The organism is Aestuariirhabdus haliotis (assembly GCF_023509475.1).
Classification (GTDB): domain Bacteria; phylum Pseudomonadota; class Gammaproteobacteria; order Pseudomonadales; family Aestuariirhabdaceae; genus Aestuariirhabdus; species Aestuariirhabdus haliotis.
Genome location: NZ_JAKSDZ010000009.1, coordinates 78,208 through 97,864 on the forward strand (window position 1 = coordinate 78,208; position 19,657 = coordinate 97,864).

At 55.2% G+C, this 19,657-nt stretch carries 17 protein-coding genes; 8 read left to right on the forward strand and 9 right to left on the reverse strand.

Translation table 11 applies throughout. From position 1 onward, the window contains the following. Window positions 1-51 precede the first annotated feature (51 nt). From rlmB to dnaB, 7 genes are all read left to right on the forward strand, one after another. Entirely contained in the window at window positions 52-789 is a 738-nt protein-coding gene (gene rlmB, locus MIB40_RS08580; protein WP_249693054.1) for a 23S rRNA (guanosine(2251)-2'-O)-methyltransferase RlmB, read from the forward strand. 29 nt (window positions 790-818) lie between these two features. Continuing rightward, a complete protein-coding gene (locus tag MIB40_RS08585; protein WP_249693056.1) occupies window positions 819-1,775 on the forward strand; it encodes a D-2-hydroxyacid dehydrogenase in 957 nt (318 codons plus the stop codon). Window positions 1,776-2,012: 237 nt separating this feature from the next. After that, complete coding sequence (gene rpsF / locus MIB40_RS08590) at window positions 2,013-2,477, forward strand: 30S ribosomal protein S6 (protein ID WP_249693058.1); 465 nt, start codon at window positions 2,013-2,015, stop codon at window positions 2,475-2,477. A 53-nt stretch (window positions 2,478-2,530) separates the two neighbouring features. Then, window positions 2,531-2,755 carry a 30S ribosomal protein S18 gene (gene rpsR / locus MIB40_RS08595; protein ID WP_249693060.1) on the forward strand — a complete coding sequence of 75 codons (225 nt, stop codon included), beginning with the start codon at window positions 2,531-2,533 and terminating at the stop codon, window positions 2,753-2,755. 28 nt (window positions 2,756-2,783) lie between these two features. Further along, the gene (locus tag MIB40_RS08600) at window positions 2,784-3,656 is read left to right on the forward strand and encodes a YybS family protein (RefSeq protein ID WP_249693062.1); all 873 of its coding nucleotides are present in this window, start codon (window positions 2,784-2,786) and stop codon (window positions 3,654-3,656) included. A 38-nt stretch (window positions 3,657-3,694) separates the two neighbouring features. After that, window positions 3,695-4,141, forward strand: a complete 447-nt coding sequence (rplI, locus tag MIB40_RS08605; RefSeq protein WP_249693063.1) for a 50S ribosomal protein L9 — start codon at window positions 3,695-3,697, stop codon at window positions 4,139-4,141. 108 nt (window positions 4,142-4,249) lie between these two features. Next, window positions 4,250-5,650 (forward strand): replicative DNA helicase, encoded by a 1,401-nt coding sequence (dnaB, locus tag MIB40_RS08610; RefSeq protein WP_249693065.1) that lies wholly within the window; start codon window positions 4,250-4,252, stop codon window positions 5,648-5,650. Window positions 5,651-5,655: 5 nt separating this feature from the next. Here the strand turns inward: dnaB and MIB40_RS08615 are convergent, their stop codons facing one another. From MIB40_RS08615 to prmA, 8 genes are all read right to left on the reverse strand, one after another. Next, window positions 5,656-6,600 carry an SdiA-regulated/phytase-like domain-containing protein gene (locus MIB40_RS08615; RefSeq protein WP_249693067.1) on the reverse strand — a complete coding sequence of 315 codons (945 nt, stop codon included), beginning with the start codon at window positions 6,598-6,600 and terminating at the stop codon, window positions 5,656-5,658. Continuing rightward, window positions 6,600-9,350 (reverse strand): response regulator, encoded by a 2,751-nt coding sequence (locus MIB40_RS08620; protein WP_249693069.1) that lies wholly within the window; start codon window positions 9,348-9,350, stop codon window positions 6,600-6,602. The genes MIB40_RS08615 and MIB40_RS08620 overlap by 1 nt, the downstream gene beginning before the upstream one ends. A gap of 127 nt (window positions 9,351-9,477) precedes the next feature. Next, window positions 9,478-10,770, reverse strand: a complete 1,293-nt coding sequence (gene purD / locus MIB40_RS08625) for a phosphoribosylamine--glycine ligase (RefSeq protein ID WP_249693088.1) — start codon at window positions 10,768-10,770, stop codon at window positions 9,478-9,480. A gap of 10 nt (window positions 10,771-10,780) precedes the next feature. Next, complete coding sequence (gene purH / locus MIB40_RS08630; RefSeq protein WP_249693071.1) at window positions 10,781-12,361, reverse strand: bifunctional phosphoribosylaminoimidazolecarboxamide formyltransferase/IMP cyclohydrolase; 1,581 nt, start codon at window positions 12,359-12,361, stop codon at window positions 10,781-10,783. Window positions 12,362-12,459: 98 nt separating this feature from the next. Next, entirely contained in the window at window positions 12,460-12,744 is a 285-nt protein-coding gene (gene fis, locus MIB40_RS08635) for a DNA-binding transcriptional regulator Fis (RefSeq protein ID WP_454892281.1), read from the reverse strand. A gap of 29 nt (window positions 12,745-12,773) precedes the next feature. Beyond that, entirely contained in the window at window positions 12,774-13,763 is a 990-nt protein-coding gene (gene dusB / locus MIB40_RS08640; protein WP_249693075.1) for a tRNA dihydrouridine synthase DusB, read from the reverse strand. A 189-nt stretch (window positions 13,764-13,952) separates the two neighbouring features. Then, on the reverse strand, window positions 13,953-15,098 hold the full coding sequence (locus MIB40_RS08645) for a DUF3426 domain-containing protein (protein ID WP_249693077.1): 1,146 nt from the start codon (window positions 15,096-15,098) through the stop codon (window positions 13,953-13,955). 98 nt (window positions 15,099-15,196) lie between these two features. After that, on the reverse strand, window positions 15,197-16,078 hold the full coding sequence (gene prmA / locus MIB40_RS08650; protein WP_249693079.1) for a 50S ribosomal protein L11 methyltransferase: 882 nt from the start codon (window positions 16,076-16,078) through the stop codon (window positions 15,197-15,199). A gap of 205 nt (window positions 16,079-16,283) precedes the next feature. Between prmA and MIB40_RS08655 the strand changes: the two genes are divergently transcribed. Continuing rightward, the gene (locus MIB40_RS08655; RefSeq protein WP_249693089.1) at window positions 16,284-18,194 is read left to right on the forward strand and encodes an ABC transporter substrate-binding protein; all 1,911 of its coding nucleotides are present in this window, start codon (window positions 16,284-16,286) and stop codon (window positions 18,192-18,194) included. A 31-nt stretch (window positions 18,195-18,225) separates the two neighbouring features. On the opposite strand, the gene MIB40_RS08660 is transcribed toward MIB40_RS08655, so the two are convergent. After that, window positions 18,226-19,422, reverse strand: a complete 1,197-nt coding sequence (locus MIB40_RS08660) for a methyltransferase (RefSeq protein WP_249693081.1) — start codon at window positions 19,420-19,422, stop codon at window positions 18,226-18,228. Window positions 19,423-19,657: the final 235 nt, after the last annotated feature.

Here is a 19,657-nt window from a genome sequence, read left to right on the forward strand (position 1 = left end):
AACAACGGGCTCGGGTATGAGCGTAACGCAGTGTGTGAGGGGATTATTGTTGTGAGTAGTGAAATCAGTTTCGGGATCCATGCCGTCGCTTCCATGCTGGATAACCATCCTGAACAGATTCAGGAATTAATACTGCAGCGAGGCAAACGAGGTGGACGCATCGATGAGCTGTTACTGCGTGCGGAGCAAGCAGGCATTCGTATCAGTTACAAAGACAAACGCTGGATGGATGAGCAGCTGGACGGAGTGCATCAGGGGGTCGCAGCCAGGGTGGCGATGTTGCAGGCGGGCAATGAGAAGCGTCTCGAGCAGATTCTTGATGCGCTGGATGAACCGCCGTTGTTGCTGATACTCGATGGCATCACCGACCCACACAATCTTGGCGCCTGTTTGCGTAGCGCCGATGCGGCGGGTGTGCACGCCGTCATTTCGGCCAAGGACCGTTCTGCTCCTCTGAATGCCACGGTACGCAAGGTGGCTTGCGGAGCGGCCGAAGTCACCCCTTATATTGCAGTGACGAATCTGGCTCGGACCATGAAAGCCTTGCAGCAGCGGGGTGTCTGGATCACAGGAACCGCCGGCGAAGCCACCGAATCGTTGTTCGAACTCGATATGACTGGCCCATTGGCGCTGGTGATGGGGGCTGAAGGCAAGGGGATGCGCCGCCTTACTCGAGAGCATTGTGACCGTCTGGCGTATTTGCCAATGGCGGGTGAGGTGAGCAGTTTGAATGTATCGGTGGCGACCGGGGTGTGTTTATTTGAGGCAGTTCGCCAACGTAAAACCTGACTGTCACAGCGAAAGTAGGGGAGCAGAGGATGCGCGCAGTTATTGTTGATGAAGGGACCCTGGCGGCAGGTGATCTGGACCTGTCTCCCCTGTTGGAGACGGATGCCCGTTGGCAACGTTATCCCAAGACTGCCCCGGGGCAGTTGGCCGAACGTATTGCCGGAGCGGAGATTGTGCTCTCCAACAAGGCGATGCTGGATCGGGAGCTGATCATGGCTAATCCTCAGTTGCGTTACATCGGCGTGCTGGCTACCGGAACCAATAATGTTGATCTGGAGGCGGCCCGGGAGCAAGGTGTCGCGGTGACCAATGTCACCGGCTATGGTGCGCCGAGCGTGGTTCAGCATTGTTGGTCGCTGATCCTGTCCCTGGCGACACGTCAGGGGCTCTATCATCGCGATGTTATGGCCGGGCGCTGGCAGTCCAGCGACAGCTTTTGCTTGCTGGATTATCCCATCATGGAGTTGGCGGATAAGACGCTGCTACTGGTGGGTTATGGTGAACTGGGGAAAGGCGTCGCTACCATTGCGAAAGCGTTTGGTATGCGAGTGGTCGTTGCCAATACCCCAGGTTCCCCCAATCAAAGCCCGGAACGGCCGTCACTGGACGATGCGCTCGGCGAGGCGGATGTGGTGAGTCTGCACTGCCCGCTGACCGAGCACACTCAGAATCTGATCGATGCTCGCCGCTTGTCTTTGCTGAAACCCTCGACGCTGTTGATCAATACGGCGCGAGGAGGCTTGGTGGATGAAGCGGCTCTGGCGCAAGCATTGCGCACCAGGAGTCTGGCAGGGGCCGGGTTTGATGTGCTGAGCACTGAGCCGCCGCGGCAAGGTAATGCCTTGTTGGCGGGCGATATTCCCAATCTGATCCTGACGCCTCATAGCGCCTGGGGCAGTCGCGAGGCGCGTCAACGGCTGGTCAATATCGCCGCCGACAACCTAAAAGCGTACCTTGCCGGGGAATCCCGCAACCGCTTGGTCTGAGTGCCAGGTTCGAGCGCTCCTCACCCCGCCAAGGCTGGGCGCTTCAGGCCGTTTCGAGGCTTGCATGTTGCTTGCCAAATCACTAGAATGCGCGGTTCCTTGAAAGGAATCCAGAGAGAAGTCAGTATGAAGTACCGCTTTGGCGGCAACTTCTTCTCTGGGCGCTCTCTGTTTTTCTCCTTGCCTTACCGACGGGATGGTCCCGCTCCGGGAGGCTATAACCCGTAAGGAGCATTTATGCGTCATTATGAAATTGTATTTCTGGTGCACCCCGATCAAAGCGAGCAGGTTAACGCTATGGTCGAGCGCTACACCAAGCTGATCGAAGAGGACAGCGGCAAAATCCACCGTCTGGAGGATTGGGGTCGTCGTCAACTTGCTTACCCTATCAACAAAATCCACAAGGCCCATTACGTGCTCATGAACGTTGAGTGCAGCAATGAAGCTCTGGATGAGTTGAACAGCAACTTCCGCTTTAACGATGCCGTTATTCGTAGCATGGTTATCCGCCGCAACGAAGCCGTTACCGAGCCTTCCGATATCCTCAAGGCTGAAGAAAGCCGCAGCGAGCGTCGTGACGATCGTCGTGACAACCGTGAAGGATCTCGCCAAGAGAAGCCGGCTGCTGAACCTGCCGCCAGTACTGAAACAGCTGAAAGTACTGAAGCTGCTGCAGACCAAGAAACTGCTAGCGAAGCCTAATCGGTTCTACCGGTTTTCCAACGAATATTAGTTAAAGAAAAGGAGACGTCGCCATGGCACGTTTTTTCCGTCGCAGAAAGTTCTGTCGTTTTACCGCTGAAGGGACAACCGAGATCGATTACAAGGATCTCAACACCCTGAAGGCTTATGTGTCTGAAACTGGCAAGATTGTACCTAGCCGTATCACTGGCACCAAGGCCAAGTACCAGCGTCAGCTGGCTACTGCCATCAAGCGCGCACGTTACATTGCGTTGCTGCCTTACACCGACGCCCACTAATTAGCGGTCGTTTCGGGGAATATTGATAATGCGAAGCCTCGCTGAATTGATCATGAAAGGGCGTCTGCAGGCCTGTGCGATTGCACTGGTGGCCGCCGCAGTGCCGCTGTTTTTCTGGTTAAGCTCGGCCGTGATCGCCCTTGTGGTGTTGCGTCGAGGCTGGAACGCTGGGCTGGAAGTGCTGATTGCAGCATTGATACCCGCCGGTTACTGGGCGTTGCAGGGGAACCCTGCAGCATTACTCGCAATCAGCGCAGGAGCGGTTCTGGCAGCGGTGCTGCGAGCCACGGTTTCCTGGCGTCAAACCCTGTTGCTGGCCCTGGTGGTTGGTGCTGTACAGGCGCTGATGGTGCAGTCGTTAATGCCCGATAGCATTGCGGAGCTGAGTAAACAGGCCCACGAGATTGTGGCTACCCAACTGACCGCTGGTGGCGATAGCGCTGCATTGGACGACCTTCTGGATCGTCTGCAGATGTTACTGCCGTTTGTCATGGTGGGTGTTATAGCCTGGGCTTACCTGTTGTTTGCGGTCGCATCGGTGGTGCTGGCGCGCTACTGGCAAGCACTGCTCTACAACCCCGGTGGTTTCCAGGAAGAGTTCTACCAGTTGCGGATTCCAGGTCTTTGGGCCTTGGTCTTGGCGGCGGTGATTCTCGCTGGTGCCCAGTTATCGCCTTTGCTGGCAACCATGATACCGATCGCTTCGGTACCCCTGTTTGTCGCCGGACTGGCGTTACTGCACGGGCAATTGGTGATGCGAAAGATGTCCAGAATCTGGATCTATGCGCTTTATCTGTTGCTGCTGGTTGCAACGCAAATTATCTACCCCCTGATTGTACTGATGGCGTTATTGGACAGTTTGTTTGACTTCAGAGGCCGCGGGGCAAAACCCCAAGTCTGAGTCGAACAACGACTTGACATAGATTAGAGGTAAACGAGATGGAAATTATTCTGCTCGAAAGAATTTCAAACCTGGGTGATCTGGGTGACAAGGTAAATGTGAAAGCCGGCTACGGCCGTAACTTTCTGATCCCTTTTGGCAAGGCGGTTCCTGCGACTGCTACCAACGTGGCTGAGTTTGAAGCCCGTCGCGCCGAACTGGAAAAAGTAGCGGCTGAGAAAAAGGCTACTGCTGAAGCGCGCGCTGAGAAGCTGGCTGCTGTTGAACTTAACATCGAAGCCAAAGCGGGCGATGAAGGTAAGCTGTTTGGCTCTATCGGCACTCGTGACCTGGCTGATGCTATCACCGCCGCTGGTGTTGAAGTGAGCAAGGCTGAAGTGCGTTTGCCGGAAGGCGTTATTCGTCAGTTGGGCGAATTCGACGTCGACCTGCAGCTGCACAGCGACGTGACCGCTACCGTTAAGGTAACGATCACCGCCGCCTAAGATCGATTTATTCGATTGATGAAGCACCTTCACGCTTGAGCGTGAAGGTGCTTTTTTGTGTCTGCTCCCTATGCCAGAATAACCTTTCCCCAAACAGGTGCGATGATTGTGAGCGAAAGTATTCCCCAGGAATTTCCCGGATTTGACGAACAGGTCGTATCCCTGAAAACTCCGCCCCACTCCGTCGAGGCAGAGCAATCGGTATTGGGCGGCCTATTGCTGGACAATAATGCCTGGGAAACCGTATCTGACAAGCTGGTGGAAACCGACTTTTATAACCCGTCCCACCGAACCCTGTACCGTATGATCGCTGAGTTGGTGGCGGAGAGTGAACCTTTCGATCCGCTGACCCTGTCAGAGCGACTCGACAGCCACGGTGAGCTGGATAAGGTGGGTGGTCTCGCCTACCTTACCGAGCTGGTGCAGAGTACCCCGAGTATTTCCAATATTCGTGCCTATGCCGAGATCATTTTTGAACGCTCGGTGATGCGCAAGTTAATCAAAGCCAGTACCCAGATCGCCGATCGTGCCTACAATCCGGAAGGTCGTAACAGTACCGAATTGCTCGATGAAGCCGAGCGAGAAGTGTTCCAGATTGCCGAATCCCGGCCCAAGAGCGGGGGGCCGGTCGAAGTTAAGGAGTTGTTGGGTAAGGCGATTGACCGTATCGATCAGCTGTTTAACAGCGGCGGTGGCTTGACAGGCTTGACCACCGGTTTTACCGATCTCGACGAGATGACATCCGGTTTGCAGCCTTCGGATATGATTATCGTGGCCGGACGACCCTCCATGGGTAAGACCACCTTTGCCATGAACCTGGTTGAGAACGCCTTGCTTAACAGCGACAAAACTATGTTGGTGTTCAGCCTTGAAATGCCCGCCGATCAGCTGGTCGCTCGTATGCTCTCTTCCCTGGGTCGCATCGATGCCACACGTATGCGAGCAGGATCCTTGGAAGACGAAGATTGGCCCAAGCTAACCTCGGCCGTGACAATGCTCAATGATAAAAAGCTGTTGATCGATGACACCGCCGGTATTAGTCCCTCTGAAATGCGCTCTCGGGCACGTCGTGTGGTCCGTGAGCACGGAGATCTGGGCCTGATCATGATCGACTACCTGCAGCTGATGCAGATCCCGGGTGGCGGTGAAAACCGTACCAATGAAATCTCGGAGATATCTCGCTCATTGAAGGCAATCGCCAAGGAATTTGAAGTACCGGTAGTGGCCCTGTCGCAGCTTAACCGTTCTTTGGAAAACCGACCGAACAAGCGCCCGGTTAACTCTGACCTGAGGGAATCCGGAGCGATCGAGCAGGATGCGGATGTCATCATGTTTGTCTATCGCGACGAGGTGTATAACCCGGATACCGAATTTAAAGGTGTGGCCGAGATTATTATTGGCAAGCAACGTAATGGACCTATCGGTACCGCGCGTATGGCTTTTGTCGGCAAGTACACCCGTTTCGAAAACCTGGCGCCAGGGGCATACGACGGCTACGGCTTCGAGTAGATCGATTACTGACCCCAATCATCGGGTTTGGCAAATATCCACAGGCGAGGCCGGCGATCGTCAGGGTTGCTGATCAGAGGTTTATTATTGTTATCGGTGATCAGGTAAATCCTGGTGGCATCGGCCGCGATCCCTTCCGCTACCCCGTACTGGCTTTGAAACCGTTGATCCGGAGCCAGTTCGGTATGAGCATAACTCCAGCAACGTCGCTGTTGAAAGTCGGCCCCACGCTGGCAAACGCGAAAAAGGTTCCGTTCCAGGGTATAGAGCCAGGGCGCTTCGTACCATAAGCCGGAAAAGTCAGGGTTACGGCCGGCAATCGGAGGTTGCGGTGGCAAGGGGGTGAGGCGCAGACTGACATGCCAGCTGGACTGATCATAATTCAGTTGCAGCAATCCTCGCTGATCCCGTTCCGCCGCTAACAATAAATGGGCCTGATTCCAGCTAATGCCCTCCAGACCCGCATTGGGCTCTACCAATAAGTGGTCGACACCAACCAGATCCTGTTGAGGCAATGCCAGCCATTGCATGGTGTCGGGTTTGATCTGCAGGACATCATGGAACTGTTCGCTGAGCAAATACAAAGAGTCGTTCTGGCAGCTAATGCCCTCCCAATCGAAGCGGCGTCCGCTGACCAATGCCTGGGCCCGGTCCTTCAGGGTTTCCTGTTCAGGCGCGGGGGGCGATTGCAGGGATCGAAACAATCCGATGGTGGAGGTGACTTTTTGCGGGTTGAACTCGATGCGAAAGATCTGTTGGTCATGGCGGTCAGAGAGGGTTAGGAGCTTCCCATTGCACCATGCAAGCCCTGAAGGTTGCAGGTCTGGAACAGCAGCATCGATTGGCAAGCTGTGCAGAAGTTGCAACGGAGGGTGAGCGGCCTGTGCGTGCAGGCCTGGTAGCCAGAGGCTTGACAATAGTGACAAGGAAAGCCATCGGGATAGATTCATTATGCCAGCCAGCGATCGAACAGTTCGTCGATTTGTGCCGTCTCCAACGGCAGGTTGAGTGAACTATTGAACTGCGCCTGACGCATCTGTTGCTCAAAGTCACTGTTGGACTGCTCACTCATTGCGATCAATGGAATGGTCGGCAGGCCTTCACTTTGATGCCAGCGTCGAATCCGTTGGGCAATGTCAAAACCGTCCTGTCCTTGGCTGGAACAATCGACGATGACCAGACGGTAATCACCACTGCGCAAGCTGTCCAGCGCCTGGTTGGCACTGATGGCAACGCCGGCCTGCAGTTGACGGGCCTCGGCCAAGTGCTGGATCTGCTGGCCGCGTGAGGCCTCCTGAGTGACCACCAGTAAGGATTCGTTGCGGGGTGTCGCAGGCTCTTCCCGGGGAGGAATCAAGTGGTTATGAAGCTCCTCGGCCAGAGTGGTACGCAGGGTGTAGTTGGCAACGGGCTTGGTGAGAATTCGGGCAATGCCGGCGTTGCGAGAAATCAGTTTGCTGGGTGTATTGCTAATGCCGGTCAGCATGACAATGACCAGATCGCTAAAGTTGGAATCTTCCTTGATGCGGGTTGCCAGTTCCATGCCGGTCATGCCTGGCATATTGTGATCAAGTATCACTAAATCGAACGGGCTGTTGAGGTGTGCTTTGGTCCGTAGCAGAGCCAATGCCTCCTTGCCATCGGGGCAGGGATTGACTTCCATACCAAGGGCCAGGCATTGTTGGGTAAGCACCTTGAGGCAAGTGTCATTGTCATCCACAACCAGTGCGCGAACCCCTGAAAAATCATAGGTTTCGGTGGTTAACGCAGCATCATCATTGTTCACATAGGGCAGGATAAACCAGTATCGACTACCCACACCGGAGGTGGACTCGATGCCCATCGTGCCGCTCATCTGGTTGATGACATGACGGGATACCAGTAGCCCCAAAGAATACTCGGCGCTATTGCTGTCAAGAAAGTTGTGGGTGTCGATACGAGTGTTGAGCAAGAAATTACGCTCGTCTTCACTAATACCCTCGCTGCTGTCTTTAACCGAGAACAGAATGCGTGGTTGCTGACTGGACGAATCCAGGGTAACGGATAACAGTACTTCACCTTTCTCTGTGGTGCGGAAGGACTGAGCCAGCATTGCCAGTAAAACATGCTTGAGTCGGACCGGGTCCCCATTGAGTGAATCAGGAATGCCGAGTTGAACGTAGCTAATCAGCTCTATGCCGCGTTGCTCTGCTGTTACCCGGTACTGGTCCAGGCAGGAATCGATAAGGCCGTGCAGGTCAAAACGAACATCGCTTAGGGTCATTTTTCCCGTTTCAAGTTTGCTGATGTCCTGTACTTCGTTCAACAGATTAAGCAGATCATTACCGGAATTATGAATGGTGCTTACATAATCCTTTTGTTTTGGGGTCAGGCTGCTCTCAATCAGCAGTTCACTCATGCCCAAAATACCATTCATAGGACCACGTAAGTTGTGGCTAATTTTAGAAAGAAGCTCACTTTTTGCAATCGCCGAGGCATTGCGTATGTTTTGCTCCTGTTGTTGCAGTTTTTGTTCTTTGCGCAGTAATCGGTGGCGCTTGGTGAATACCCAGGATTCACCGATGAGAGTCAAGCTGGCGATACTGATCGTTGACCAATTCAGGGTTTGGGTATCGATTCGGAGCAAGCCCAGAATGGCAATAAAATTAATGGCAGCAGCGACGGCAAAAGGACTTTGTGCGAGAAACAGTTCGGTGGCGCAGGGATACCCTTTTCGAATGTAGTAGATGGTGGCCAGAAAAACACCGATGGCTGATAGCGTTGCGATAAAAATCGCCGCGGTCATTGGGAAACTATCACTTAATAGCAGCGATAGAGGCGCGCTCAGAAGCGGCATTCCCACCAATAGGCGAAAAGCTTGATCAATCAGGGGCTGGGTATGTACGGTGTCGAAAAAACGCCGAATCAACTGCGAGCCTATGGCCGTGCCAAGCAACAGACACAGAATATAAACCTGCTCTTGCAGCCCCGGCCAATAGGGGAAGTAGGCGGCCAGCAACCCTTGCCAGCAGGCCTGGAACAGTAATCCGATCACCATAAACAGGGCCAGATAGAGGAAGCTGCGATCGCGAAAACTGAACCAGCACAGCAGGTTATAAATGGCCGTGCCAAGAAACAGGCCAAAGAGCAAGCCGCTGGCCCAATGACTGGTATCCTTATTGCCAATTAACTGGTCGGCAGAGGCCAGGCTAAGGCCGATATTGAGAGCCCGTTTGGAAGCCAGTCGCAGGTACACTTCCTGTACTTGCTGGCCGGGCTCGAGTTGTAGCGGAAAGATAAAATTGCGCGAGTTAATCGGCCGTGTCGGATAAGGGTGATTGGCACCGGTTTGGGTCGCTAGCCAGCCTTGCTGGCTGGGTTGAAACAGCTGGATGTCGCTGACGTCGGGAGGAGAAACCACCAGATAAGGGGCTTGGCTTCCCGCAGGAATCAGCAGGCGGATACGAATCCATAGGGCCGCATCGGTCAAACCCAGACGCAGGTTTTCCTGACGGGAGGGTGAAAAACGGTTGATGTAATACTGGGAAACCAGTTCATCGATGGATACGTTGGCGCTGTGGTCAACATAGGTATCGACGCTGCCCACCAAGTTGAATTGAAAACTGCCGGCGGGTAACTCCACGTTGGCTGTGGAGAGGCTGGATAGAGATATCAGCAGCGAAAACAAGGCGCTGGCTAACAGTCTATGAATAGTACTCACCTGTGGTTTCATCCCTGACACGGCAATACTCCGGGCTGTTGAACAATTGATTATATCCAAATCCCGAAGGGAGTCTAAGGGCGCCGACGGTGATGTATACCGGTGCCCTTATTCGGTCTGATCAGCCTTACGTCTGGGTTTCTTCCCGGGCGATGGCTCGCCAGGCAATATCGCTGCGATAGAAGACACCTTCCCAGCTGATTTTCTGCGCCAGTTGATAGGCGCTTTGCTGGGCCTGGGCAACACTGTTACCGAGTGCTGTGGCGCAGAGTACCCGTCCACCATTGGTCACTACATTGGCCTCGTTCAATTCGGTGCCGGCGTGAAATACTTTGCCATGCTCGCTGGTCGCCTCATCCAGGCCAGAAATGACAGACCCCTTGGCATAGCTGGAGGGATAACCTCCGGCGGCTAATACTACCCCTACGCTGGCGCGAGGATCCCAGTCGGCCTTGGCAGTATCAAGGCGTTTCTCCAGCGCCGCCTGGCAGAGTTCAACCAGGCTGGACTTGAGGCGCAGCATGATGGGTTGGGTTTCCGGGTCGCCGAAACGGCAGTTGTATTCGATCACCTTGGGGGCACCCTGGGCGTCGATCATCAAACCGGCATAGAGAAAACCGGTGTAGTCGTTCCCTTCAGCCGCCATACCCTGAACGGTCGGTATAATCACCTCATCCATCACCCTCTGGTGTACCTCGGGGGTAACTACGGGCGCCGGGGAATAGGCGCCCATGCCGCCCGTGTTGGGTCCGGTATCACCATCGCCAACGCGTTTGTGATCCTGGCTGGTCGCCATGGGCAGAATATTCTTGCCATCGACCATCACGATAAAGCTGGCTTCTTCGCCAGTAAGAAATTCCTCGATCACGACGCGGCAGCCCGCATCGCCAAAGGCGTTACCGGACAGCATATCGCGCACCGCATCTTCGGCCTGAGCAAGGGTCTCGGCGACGATAACGCCCTTGCCGGCTGCCAGGCCATCGGCCTTGACCACGATCGGCGCGCCGACCTGTTGCAGGTACGCCAGCGCCGGTTCGACCTCGGTAAAATTCTGGTACGCAGCCGTAGGTATCTGGTGACGAGCCAGGAAATCTTTGGTAAACGCCTTGGATCCCTCGAGTTGGGCCGCGCCCTGGCTTGGGCCAAAGCAGGCGAGACCGCGGGCCTCGAAGTAATCGACAATGCCATCCACCAAAGGCGCTTCCGGCCCCACAATGGTCAACCCAACCCGGTTTTGCTCGGCGAAATCGGCCAATGCCTGCTGGTCGCCAACCTGGATAGCAACATTACTCAGGCCCGGCTCATTAGCTGTGCCAGCGTTACCCGGAGCAACGAAAACCTGTTCCACCTGTGGATCCTGAGCCGCTTTCCAGGCCAGGGCGTGTTCACGACCACCACTTCCAATAACCAGAATATTCATCATGATCCCCTTAGTGACGGAAGTGGCGCATGCCGGTGAATACCATGGCCATACCGGCCTCATTGGCGGCGTCGATCACTTCCTGGTCACGCATTGAACCGCCGGGTTGTACGACCGCACTGATGCCCGCGTTGGCGGCTGCATCGATGCCATCCCGGAAAGGGAAGAAGGCGTCGGAGGCCATCACGGAGCCTTTGACCTCAAGGCTTTCGTCGGCGGCCTTGATGCCGGCAATGCGAGCACTGTAGACCCGGCTCATCTGGCCGGCGCCGACACCGATGGTTTGTCCGTTGCGGGCATAAACGATGGCGTTGGACTTAACAAACTTGGCGACTCGCCAGGCGAACAGCAGATCATTGAGTTCGCTGGGGCTCGGCTGGCGCTCGGACACTACCTTGAGGTCCTGGGCGGTGACGCTGCCCAGATCGTTGTCCTGAACCAGTAAACCACCGTTGACACGCTTGTAGTCAAAACCGGCGATGCGTTCAGCAGGCCATTGGCCACATTCCAGCAGGCGAACATTCTGCTTTTGCGCCAGGACTTCGGCCGCAGCGCTACTGATGCTGGGGGCAATTATTACCTCGACGAACTGACGATCGATGATCGCCTGGGCCGTGCCGGCATCCAGCTCGCGGTTAAAGGCAATAATACCGCCAAACGCCGAAGTAGGATCGGTTTGATAGGCCAGCAGATAAGCGTCCAGCGGGGTCTCCCCCAGGGCAACGCCACATGGGTTGGCATGCTTGACGATAACGCAGGCGGGCTCGTCAAACGACTTGACGCATTCCAGGGCGGCATCGGTGTCGGCGACATTATTAAAGGAGAGCTCCTTGCCTTGCAGTTGTTTGGCTGTGGCCACACTGGCCTCGCCGGGGTTACTCTCAACATAGAACGCGGCACGCTGATGAGGATTTTCGCCGTAGCGCATATCCTGGGCTTTGTTCAGCTGGGAATTGAAGGTGCGCGGGAAGGAATCAACCGTCTCACCCTGAGTCCGGCAACCCAGGTAGTTGGCGATGGCACCGTCATAACCTGCGGTGTGTTCAAAGGCCTTTACCGCCAGATCGAAGCGGGTGACCTGGCTGAGGCCATCGCTGTTCTGGTCGAGCTCATCCAGAATCGGCTGATAATCGGAGCTGTTGACCACGATGGCGACAAAATTGTGGTTCTTGGCGGCGGCTCGAACCATGGTCGGGCCACCGATATCAATGTTCTCGATCGCCATAGGCAGATCGCAATCGTCACGGGCGATGGTGGCTTCGAACGGGTAGAGATTGACCACAACCATATCGATGGGCTGGATACCATGCTGCTGCATGACCTCATCATCCTGACCACGGCGTCCGAGTACGCCACCGTGTATTTTCGGGTGCAGGGTTTTAACCCGACCATCCATCATTTCGGGGAATCCGGTGTAGTCTGATACTTCCACCGCAGGAATGTCGTTCTCGGTCAGCAGGCGGAAGGTGCCGCCAGTAGAAAGAATCTCTATGCCGCGTTGGTGCAAACTCTGGGCAAATTCCACGATGCCGGATTTATCGGAAACACTGATCAGTGCTCTGCGAACGGGGAGGATGTTGTGTTCAGCCATAGTCTTATAGTTCGATAAAGTTGATAAGGACGAAGAAAGGGGTGTCGGTAACGTAAAAAGGCGGATTAGTGATAATCCGCCTTTTGCTTAATCGTTGTTTAAAGCAAACCGTACTGCTTGAGCTTTTTGCGCAGGGTGCCTCGATTCAATCCCAGCATGATCGAGGCTTTGGTCTGGTTGCCCTTAACGTTGGCCATAACCACTTCCAGCAGCGGCGCTTCGACCTCGGACAACACCATCTGGTAGACGTCGGTGACAGACTGCCCTTCCAGGTGCGCAAAGTAGTTAACCAGGGCATTCTCGACGCAGTCACGCAGAGTCTCACCCTGCTCGGCGGGTTGCTGGGTCAGGTGCTGGCGCAGATTCACGTCCGACGGTGACATCTGTTCGTTCGGGGCTAGTTCAGGTGCAGTCATGCCGCAATTTCCTCATTGTTAATTAAGTGTTCACAGAACTGCAGAACACTTTCGCACTGGGCTTGAGCACTATCGAGTCGGACAAAATCCCGTCGAAACGCGCTACCGCCTGGCTGTGGGTTGGTATACCAGGCGACATGCTTACGTGCGATGCGCACGCCCAGATATTCGCCGTAAAAGGCGTGAATACTGTTCAGATGCTCGAGCAGTATGGACTGGAACTCTTGCGTGTCGATGGTGCCCAGGGAGGTGCCGGTACTCAGGTAATGGTTAATTTCGCGGAAAATCCAGGGCCGGCCGTGGGCTCCGCGTCCAATCATTACACCGTCAGCACCGGTGTAGTCGAGAACAGACCTGGCATCGGCCGGGCTGTTAATGTCTCCGTTGGCGATGACCGGAAGGGACACCGCCTGTTTGATATTGGCAATGGTGTCGTATTCCACCTCGCCCTTGTAAGCGCAGGCTCGTGTGCGGCCATGCACCGCGATGGCTCGAATGCCACTGTCTTCGGCAATGCGGGCGATCGTGACCCCGTTACGATGTTCGGGACTCCAGCCGGTACGGATCTTGACCGTAACGGGCACGTTGACCGCGTTGACCACCGACTGCAGGATATCGCGCACCAGCGGTTCATCACGCAGCAAAGCAGAGCCGGCGGCCTTGTTGCAGACCTTCTTGGCCGGGCAACCCATATTGATGTCGACAATCTGTGCCCCCAGGCGAACGCTCTCCTGGGCGGCCTGGGCCATCATCTGTGGATCACTGCCCGCGATCTGTACCGAGCGAGGTTCGCTCTCTCCCTGATGATTAAGGCGCAGCTGGGACTTGCGGGTTTTCCACAGGCGCTGGTCACTGGTGACCATTTCAGAGACCACTAACCCCGCCCCGAGTCGCCGGCACAGCAGGCGAAAAGGCTGATCTGTTACCCCGGCCATAGGGGCCAGAACAACGGGGTTTTCAATCTGGTAAGGACCTATTTCAAACACTTGTCAGTCGCCGCATCATCAGCAGAGGTTAGAATTTTGGGTTCTAGCGGCAGGTCAGCGCGGAGGAAAGCTGGTTAAAAATGAACCTGTCGCTCAGGGGGCGGTATCATACTCCCTTGGCGACAGGCGATAAAGCAAAAAATGGTCGATTTCAGATAACTTCTGGTGAAAAAATACCCAGCAAAAAGATCAGGGGATCGGGTAGAAAGCGAGACTGTAGTTGACCGCTTTCTGGCCTGGGTCAACGATCTCCAGCGCCAGGTGAATCGGCGTACGGCTGGGCATTTCGCGAGCTCCCGCCAGCTCCCCGGCCAGGTACTCATCGGGTGTGAAACGGCGGGAGGCGACCAGATTACCGGCCAGATCGGAAAAACTCAGTTCAATCGCCGGAAACGGTTGGGTATAGGTGGCCAGATTATTAATGATGGCATCGACCACCAGCGCGTTTTCGAACCGGGGGTGGCTTCTGACGACCAGGTTAGTGCCACGAATGGCGTCGATATTGACCTTGTCCGGCAAACGGCAGCCGAGCTGCTCGCAGGCGATCTGGTAATAAGGGCGAAGACTGTCCTGACGGGCCAGCTGGTCACGATCGTACCAGGCAAATTGCAGCGTCAGGGCGATTGCGGCGATCAGGCTCAAGATGGCGCTGGTGATGGTTTTCCAACGACCGGCACTGTCCGGTAGATGGAGGTTCAGTGGTTCATCGTTGAGCTCGTGAAGCACCCGTTTGTCGGCCCGCATCCCGGTCAGGCTGTTGTCAGCCGTCTTGGTTTTCGGGGTGGTTGCTGGGGCCATGGTGCTATCACCCAATGCCGACAGGCTGGAGTCGGAAAAATCGGGTTCAGCATCCAGCCCCCAGTTATCGCTGGTGTCTGGTTTGCCGGGCACTTTCTCGACCGACAGGGGTTCGGGGGACGGTTCGTGCTCTTTTTCCAGCTCTTCGAGCATCTCCATGGCCCAGCTTTCGTCGGCGGCACTGCTGTGAGCATCGACCAGATCGCTTTCGCCGGTAAAGGTACCGGTTTCTTCCGGGCTCCAGGCGTTCAGGTTCTGAAAGTCATCGCTGAGCTCAAATTCATCCTTGGCTTTTTGGGGCGGTTCACTGGGCTTTGCGGGTGCGGCTTTGGGCGCCTGGGGGGCAGCAGGTTTGGTGTTGGCACCGCTTTGCTTGGCGGGTGTCGCGCCGGGCTGACCGACAATATGATTGGTGGCCTTGAAGACATGCAGGCAGGAGCCACAGCGTACCGAGCCATTGGCTGCTTGTAGCTGGGCTCGAGTAAGGCGGAATGCAGTCTGGCATTGGGGGCAGCGGGTGACCCAGGTTTTGCTCATAGTTAACTACTTTATTGTTACGGGAGGAGATCCCTTCATCCTGATCTGTTCGAGTGTATCCAATATAGGCCCTGCAGCGCTAGTCACTGACGGGATGATCAAACGCGCTTCGTCCCATAAAGCAGAACCCAGTCACCTTTTGTTCGCGGCGGTTGCATGTCGAAGGTGGTCGCATAGGTGGCCATTACCGCATCTGCTTGCTCGATGAGAATCCCGGACAGGGCGAGTTGTCCTCCGGGTTTGATCAGGGCATCCAGAATCGGGTGCAGCTGTTGCAATGGGCCTGCGAGAATATTGGCCACCACCAGATCGGCCGTTACTCTGGGGGTGTCTTCAGGCAGGAACAGGCTCATTTTGTCGCTGGCTAACTGATTGCGCTGGAGATTATCGGCGCTGGCTTCCAGTGCCTGGGGGTCATAGTCGACACCGGTAACGTGGACCGCATCCAGCAGCAAAGCGGCAATGCCCAGAATGCCGGAGCCGCAGCCATAATCGACCAGGCTCTTTCCGGCCAGATCCTGACTGTCGAGCCATTCGAGGCACATAGCGGTGGTTGGATGAGTGCCGGTACCGAACGCCAGGCCAGGATCCAGCATTAAGTTGGCGGCCGTTGGATCGGGCACCGGCTTCCAGCTGGGACAGACCCACAAGCGTTGGCCAAAGCGCATGGGCTCGAAGTGAGTCATCCATTCGCGTACCCAGTCCTTGTCTTCCAGAATCTCGACCTGGTGCCGAGGCAGTTCCGTTGGGGTCGCCGCCTGGAGTTGCTGCAGCACAGCCTCCATATCGGCATTGGCTTCGAACAGCGCAGTCAGGCGAGTGTGATCCCACATCGGCGTGTATTCCGGGGTGGGCTCGAACAGGGCCTGATTTTTGCCATCTTCCAGGGTGACCGCGGAGGCTCCGAAGGCCAGTAGCAGGCCTTCATAGTGCTCGACGTCCGCCGGCGTAATGTCGAGTCGTAACTGCAGCCAGGCCATAGAAGCTCCATAAGGGGAAAGAATAAGAGATCGATAAGGCGGCAATTATAGGAGCACGTTGCTGCTTACTACCAGCATTCATATTGGCGTTCATTGCAAATAGACGGAGTGCTGACCACAATAAAGACTGGTTTACTGTCACGGATTGGACAAAACCCTGCCTATGAACGGACATCATTCACAAGGGCGCCTTGGCGTGTCATTAATGGTCCTGATGTTGGCCTGCCTGGTCAGCCCTGTTTATGCCCTCGAAAAAGTGACCCTGCAGCTGAAGTGGAAACACCAGTTTCAATTTGCCGGTTACTATGCCGCCATAGAGCATGGTTATTATCGGGCGGCGGGGCTTGACGTCAAGGTTCGGGAGGCGGTCGAGGGAAAAGATCCGGTTCGGTCCGTGCTGGATGGTAATGCTGAATTTGGTGTGGGAACCAGCGATTTGCTGTTGATGTTTCAGCGCGGTGAGCCGGTGGTGGTTTTGGGGGTTGTCTATCAGCATTCTCCGTTGGGCCTGATGGTGCTGCGCGATGGACCGGTTCGCAATGTGCATGATCTGGCCGGCAAACCCCTGATGATCGAACCCAACTCCGCCGAGCTTTTTGCGTTTATGGAAGAGGAGGGCATTGCCAGCACCCGTCTCGATATTGTACATCACAGCTTTGATGTGCAGGATCTGTTGTCCGGCAAGGTGGATGGACTATCGGTCTATGTCACAGACGAACCCTTCCTGCTCAAACAGGCCGGGGTGGATTATCACATTTATGAGGCATCGCAGGGAGGGATTGATTTCTACGGCGACAATTTTTTTACCACCCGAAAAATGCTGCAGCAGGCTCCGGAAACCGTAGCGGCCTTTCGGGATGCGACGATGAAAGGCTGGCGCTACGCGATGGATCATCCCGAGGAGATGGTGCAGCTGATCCTGGCCAAATACAGTACCCGGCACAGCGCTGATCATCTGCGTTTCGAAGCCCGTGAAATGCAACGTTTGCTAAGGCATGATCTGGTTGACGCCGGGTATATGAGTCGGGCTCGCTGGGAACACATCGCGAGCATTTATGAAAAGCAGGGGATGCTCAGCGATAATGTCAATCTGGATGATTTCCTGTATGACCAGATACAGCCTGAGGGAACACTGGTCCAGGCCTGGGTGTGGGTCTGGTTGATGGTGATGTTGGCCTCGTTGTTATTAATCGTGGCCTTTTATCGTTTGAATAGCCGTCTCAGAGACAGCGAACGCTGGCTGACGACGTTGTTTGACCATGCGCCGACGGCGTTGGTGCAGATCAATTCTCAGGGTTTGGTGGAGGGCTGGAGTTATCAGGCCGAGCAGGTTTTTGGCTGGCGGCGGGATGAAGTTATGGGGCGCAACATCAACGATTTTCTGGTGCCAATTGAAGAGCAGCAAGGCGTGGAAATGGTGCTGGAGGGGATGGGGGCGCGTAACGTACAACACCATGAGAACTGGAATTTGACCAAGAGTGGCCGGAAGATTTTATGCGACTGGCACAATGTGGTGTTGTCATCTGCCAGTCGGGGGCGTGTGGTGGTTTCCATGGCGATGGATATCACCGAACGTAAGCGCATGGAGGCTCGATTGCATGAGCTTGCCCACACGGACCTGTTAACCGGAGTGGCTAACAGAACGCTGTTTTATGATCAGTTTGCTCGGGCTATTCAGTTGGCGAATCGCCGTAAAGCCCAGCTCGCCCTGATGTTTGTCGACCTGGATGATTTTAAAGAGGTGAATGATCTCTATGGTCACGAGTCCGGTGATTCGGTTTTGCAAGTGACTGTTGCTCGTATTCGAGGTTGTATCCGTGGCACCGATATTCTTGCCCGTCACGGTGGCGATGAATTTGTGGTGTTGCTGGAAGATTGCGGAAATCGCGACATCATCGATGATATCGCCAGCAAAATTGTGGATGCGGTCAGTCGTCCCATTCCATTGCCCTCGGGAGCAACCGCCCAGATAGGAACCTCTATTGGTATCAGTCTTTATCCGGACAACGGAGATGATTGCGACACCCTGATGCGAGCTGCCGACCGGGCGATGTATCAGGTGAAGGCCAAGAGCAAACAGGGTTACCAGATTGGTGATGGCGAATTCGGCAGCTGAGCTGGATGGCTTGGCCAGATAGATTATGCACCTACTTTTTGTGCGCCTGGATCATCAGGTTTCTAGGGGTCAGGTGATAGTCACAAAACTCACCGACGGAAACCTGGTAACCCTGCTCTTCTAAATACAGTGCGCGGTCCAGGACCAGCCAGAGCTCCAGTGGTCGCCGGAAAAGCTGGCGTACCAGTTCGATTTTGCTGACCCGGTCGACGCGCTTGAGACCCTGTTTTTCCAAGCGATTAAAATCTATCGCCGCCTCCAGAGATATGTGCTTTTGTGCCGCCATATAATGGCAAAATTCTGCGAAGGAGCCGGCCAGAAGCTGTCGGGGGATCGGGGGGCAGTTGAGGTAGGTGTCGATGCCACGTAGCTCTCGTTGCAACAGATCGAAGCTTAAGCGCCAGTGAAATTCTTTCTCGCGCAGACGTTGTTCCCGGGCCCCGGCTGTAACCGTTTCCTGTACGCACAGGCGTAGATCATGACGGCTAAGATTCAGCATGCTTTGACGGCCCTGGTTGCTTAAGGGGGGATACTGTTCCTCCTCGATTAAGTGATAACAACAGGGCGACAGGCTGATTCGTTGCACGGCTTGTGCGTTGGCCAATTGCAGCAAACGAACGTGCAGTCGACCGCAGGCATGCAGTGCAACCGCATGTTGATAGGGTTTCAAGTGAGATAGAACATCATCGGACAGGACATCGCATTGCTGCATAGCACAGTCTGACTGATGCCGATGCGACAAACGCTCAGCTTCCTGGCAGAGATCGAATTGATACTCGAGGCTGGTCACGGCCGTGCCTTGTTGCCGGTGTAGCACTCGTCCCAGGTGCCCCTTGCCGGCGCACCATTCCAGAAAGGGTCGGCGTTCATCGGCAAGGCTGGCGCTGAATGCCGTCACCTGTTGCCATTTTCGCCCTGGCACCCGGTAGTTAAGAGGGTCGTTGGCAAGCATCGGCTGGTGGCGGGGTAACGGGTTCACCTGGGACAGGCTAAACAGCTCATCGACACCCTCGATCAAGGGGGTCAGAGCCTTAACTCGAGCCGGCATATCAGACTCCAGTTGTTGCCGGTGCGGAGTGTCCATCGCTTGCAGCCACTGGTTCAAGGCCGGGTTGTGTTGCCAGGGCAGCGAAGTTTCGGCGAAGGGGCGCAATTGCCAATAGGGTGTTAGCAAAACCAATAGATGATTAAGCCGATCAAAACGCTGTTGCAAGGTATCGCTGGGCAAAATGGATCCAGTCTCTACGGGTATAGCTGTGCATGATACGCGCAAGCTATTCGAAGGAGCTACCGTGATACTTAAGGCACCTCTGATTAATTCAGATGAACTCTGGCTTTCAGGCGATTCTGGATTCGCCTGAAAGCCCCTAGGGCAGTCCTAAAATGGTTTTTCTCGGTGTTGAAGCCCTTGTTCAGGTCTCGACATGAACGGCGAGCTTCGCCTTGATAAAAACCATTTTAGG

Excerpts from the sequence above, each read along its gene's own strand:
- MIB40_RS08615 (WP_249693067.1), bottom strand. The coding sequence starts at position 6,600 with ATGAATCTATCCCGATGGCTTTCCTTGTCACTATTGTCAAGCCTCTGG.
- rpsR (WP_249693060.1), top strand. The coding sequence starts at position 2,531 with ATGGCACGTTTTTTCCGTCGCAGAAAGTTCTGTCGTTTTACCGCTGAA.
- prmA (WP_249693079.1), bottom strand. The coding sequence starts at position 16,078 with ATGGCCTGGCTGCAGTTACGACTCGACATTACGCCGGCGGACGTCGAG.
- rpsF (WP_249693058.1), top strand. The coding sequence starts at position 2,013 with ATGCGTCATTATGAAATTGTATTTCTGGTGCACCCCGATCAAAGCGAG.
- MIB40_RS08585 (WP_249693056.1), top strand. The coding sequence starts at position 819 with ATGCGCGCAGTTATTGTTGATGAAGGGACCCTGGCGGCAGGTGATCTG.
- MIB40_RS08600 (WP_249693062.1), top strand. The coding sequence starts at position 2,784 with ATGCGAAGCCTCGCTGAATTGATCATGAAAGGGCGTCTGCAGGCCTGT.
- fis (WP_454892281.1), bottom strand. The coding sequence starts at position 12,744 with ATGTCACCGTCGGACGTGAATCTGCGCCAGCACCTGACCCAGCAACCC.
- rplI (WP_249693063.1), top strand. The coding sequence starts at position 3,695 with ATGGAAATTATTCTGCTCGAAAGAATTTCAAACCTGGGTGATCTGGGT.
- purD (WP_249693088.1), bottom strand. The coding sequence starts at position 10,770 with ATGAATATTCTGGTTATTGGAAGTGGTGGTCGTGAACACGCCCTGGCC.
- MIB40_RS08645 (WP_249693077.1), bottom strand. The coding sequence starts at position 15,098 with ATGAGCAAAACCTGGGTCACCCGCTGCCCCCAATGCCAGACTGCATTC.
- MIB40_RS08655 (WP_249693089.1), top strand. The coding sequence starts at position 16,284 with ATGGTCCTGATGTTGGCCTGCCTGGTCAGCCCTGTTTATGCCCTCGAA.
- purH (WP_249693071.1), bottom strand. The coding sequence starts at position 12,361 with ATGGCTGAACACAACATCCTCCCCGTTCGCAGAGCACTGATCAGTGTT.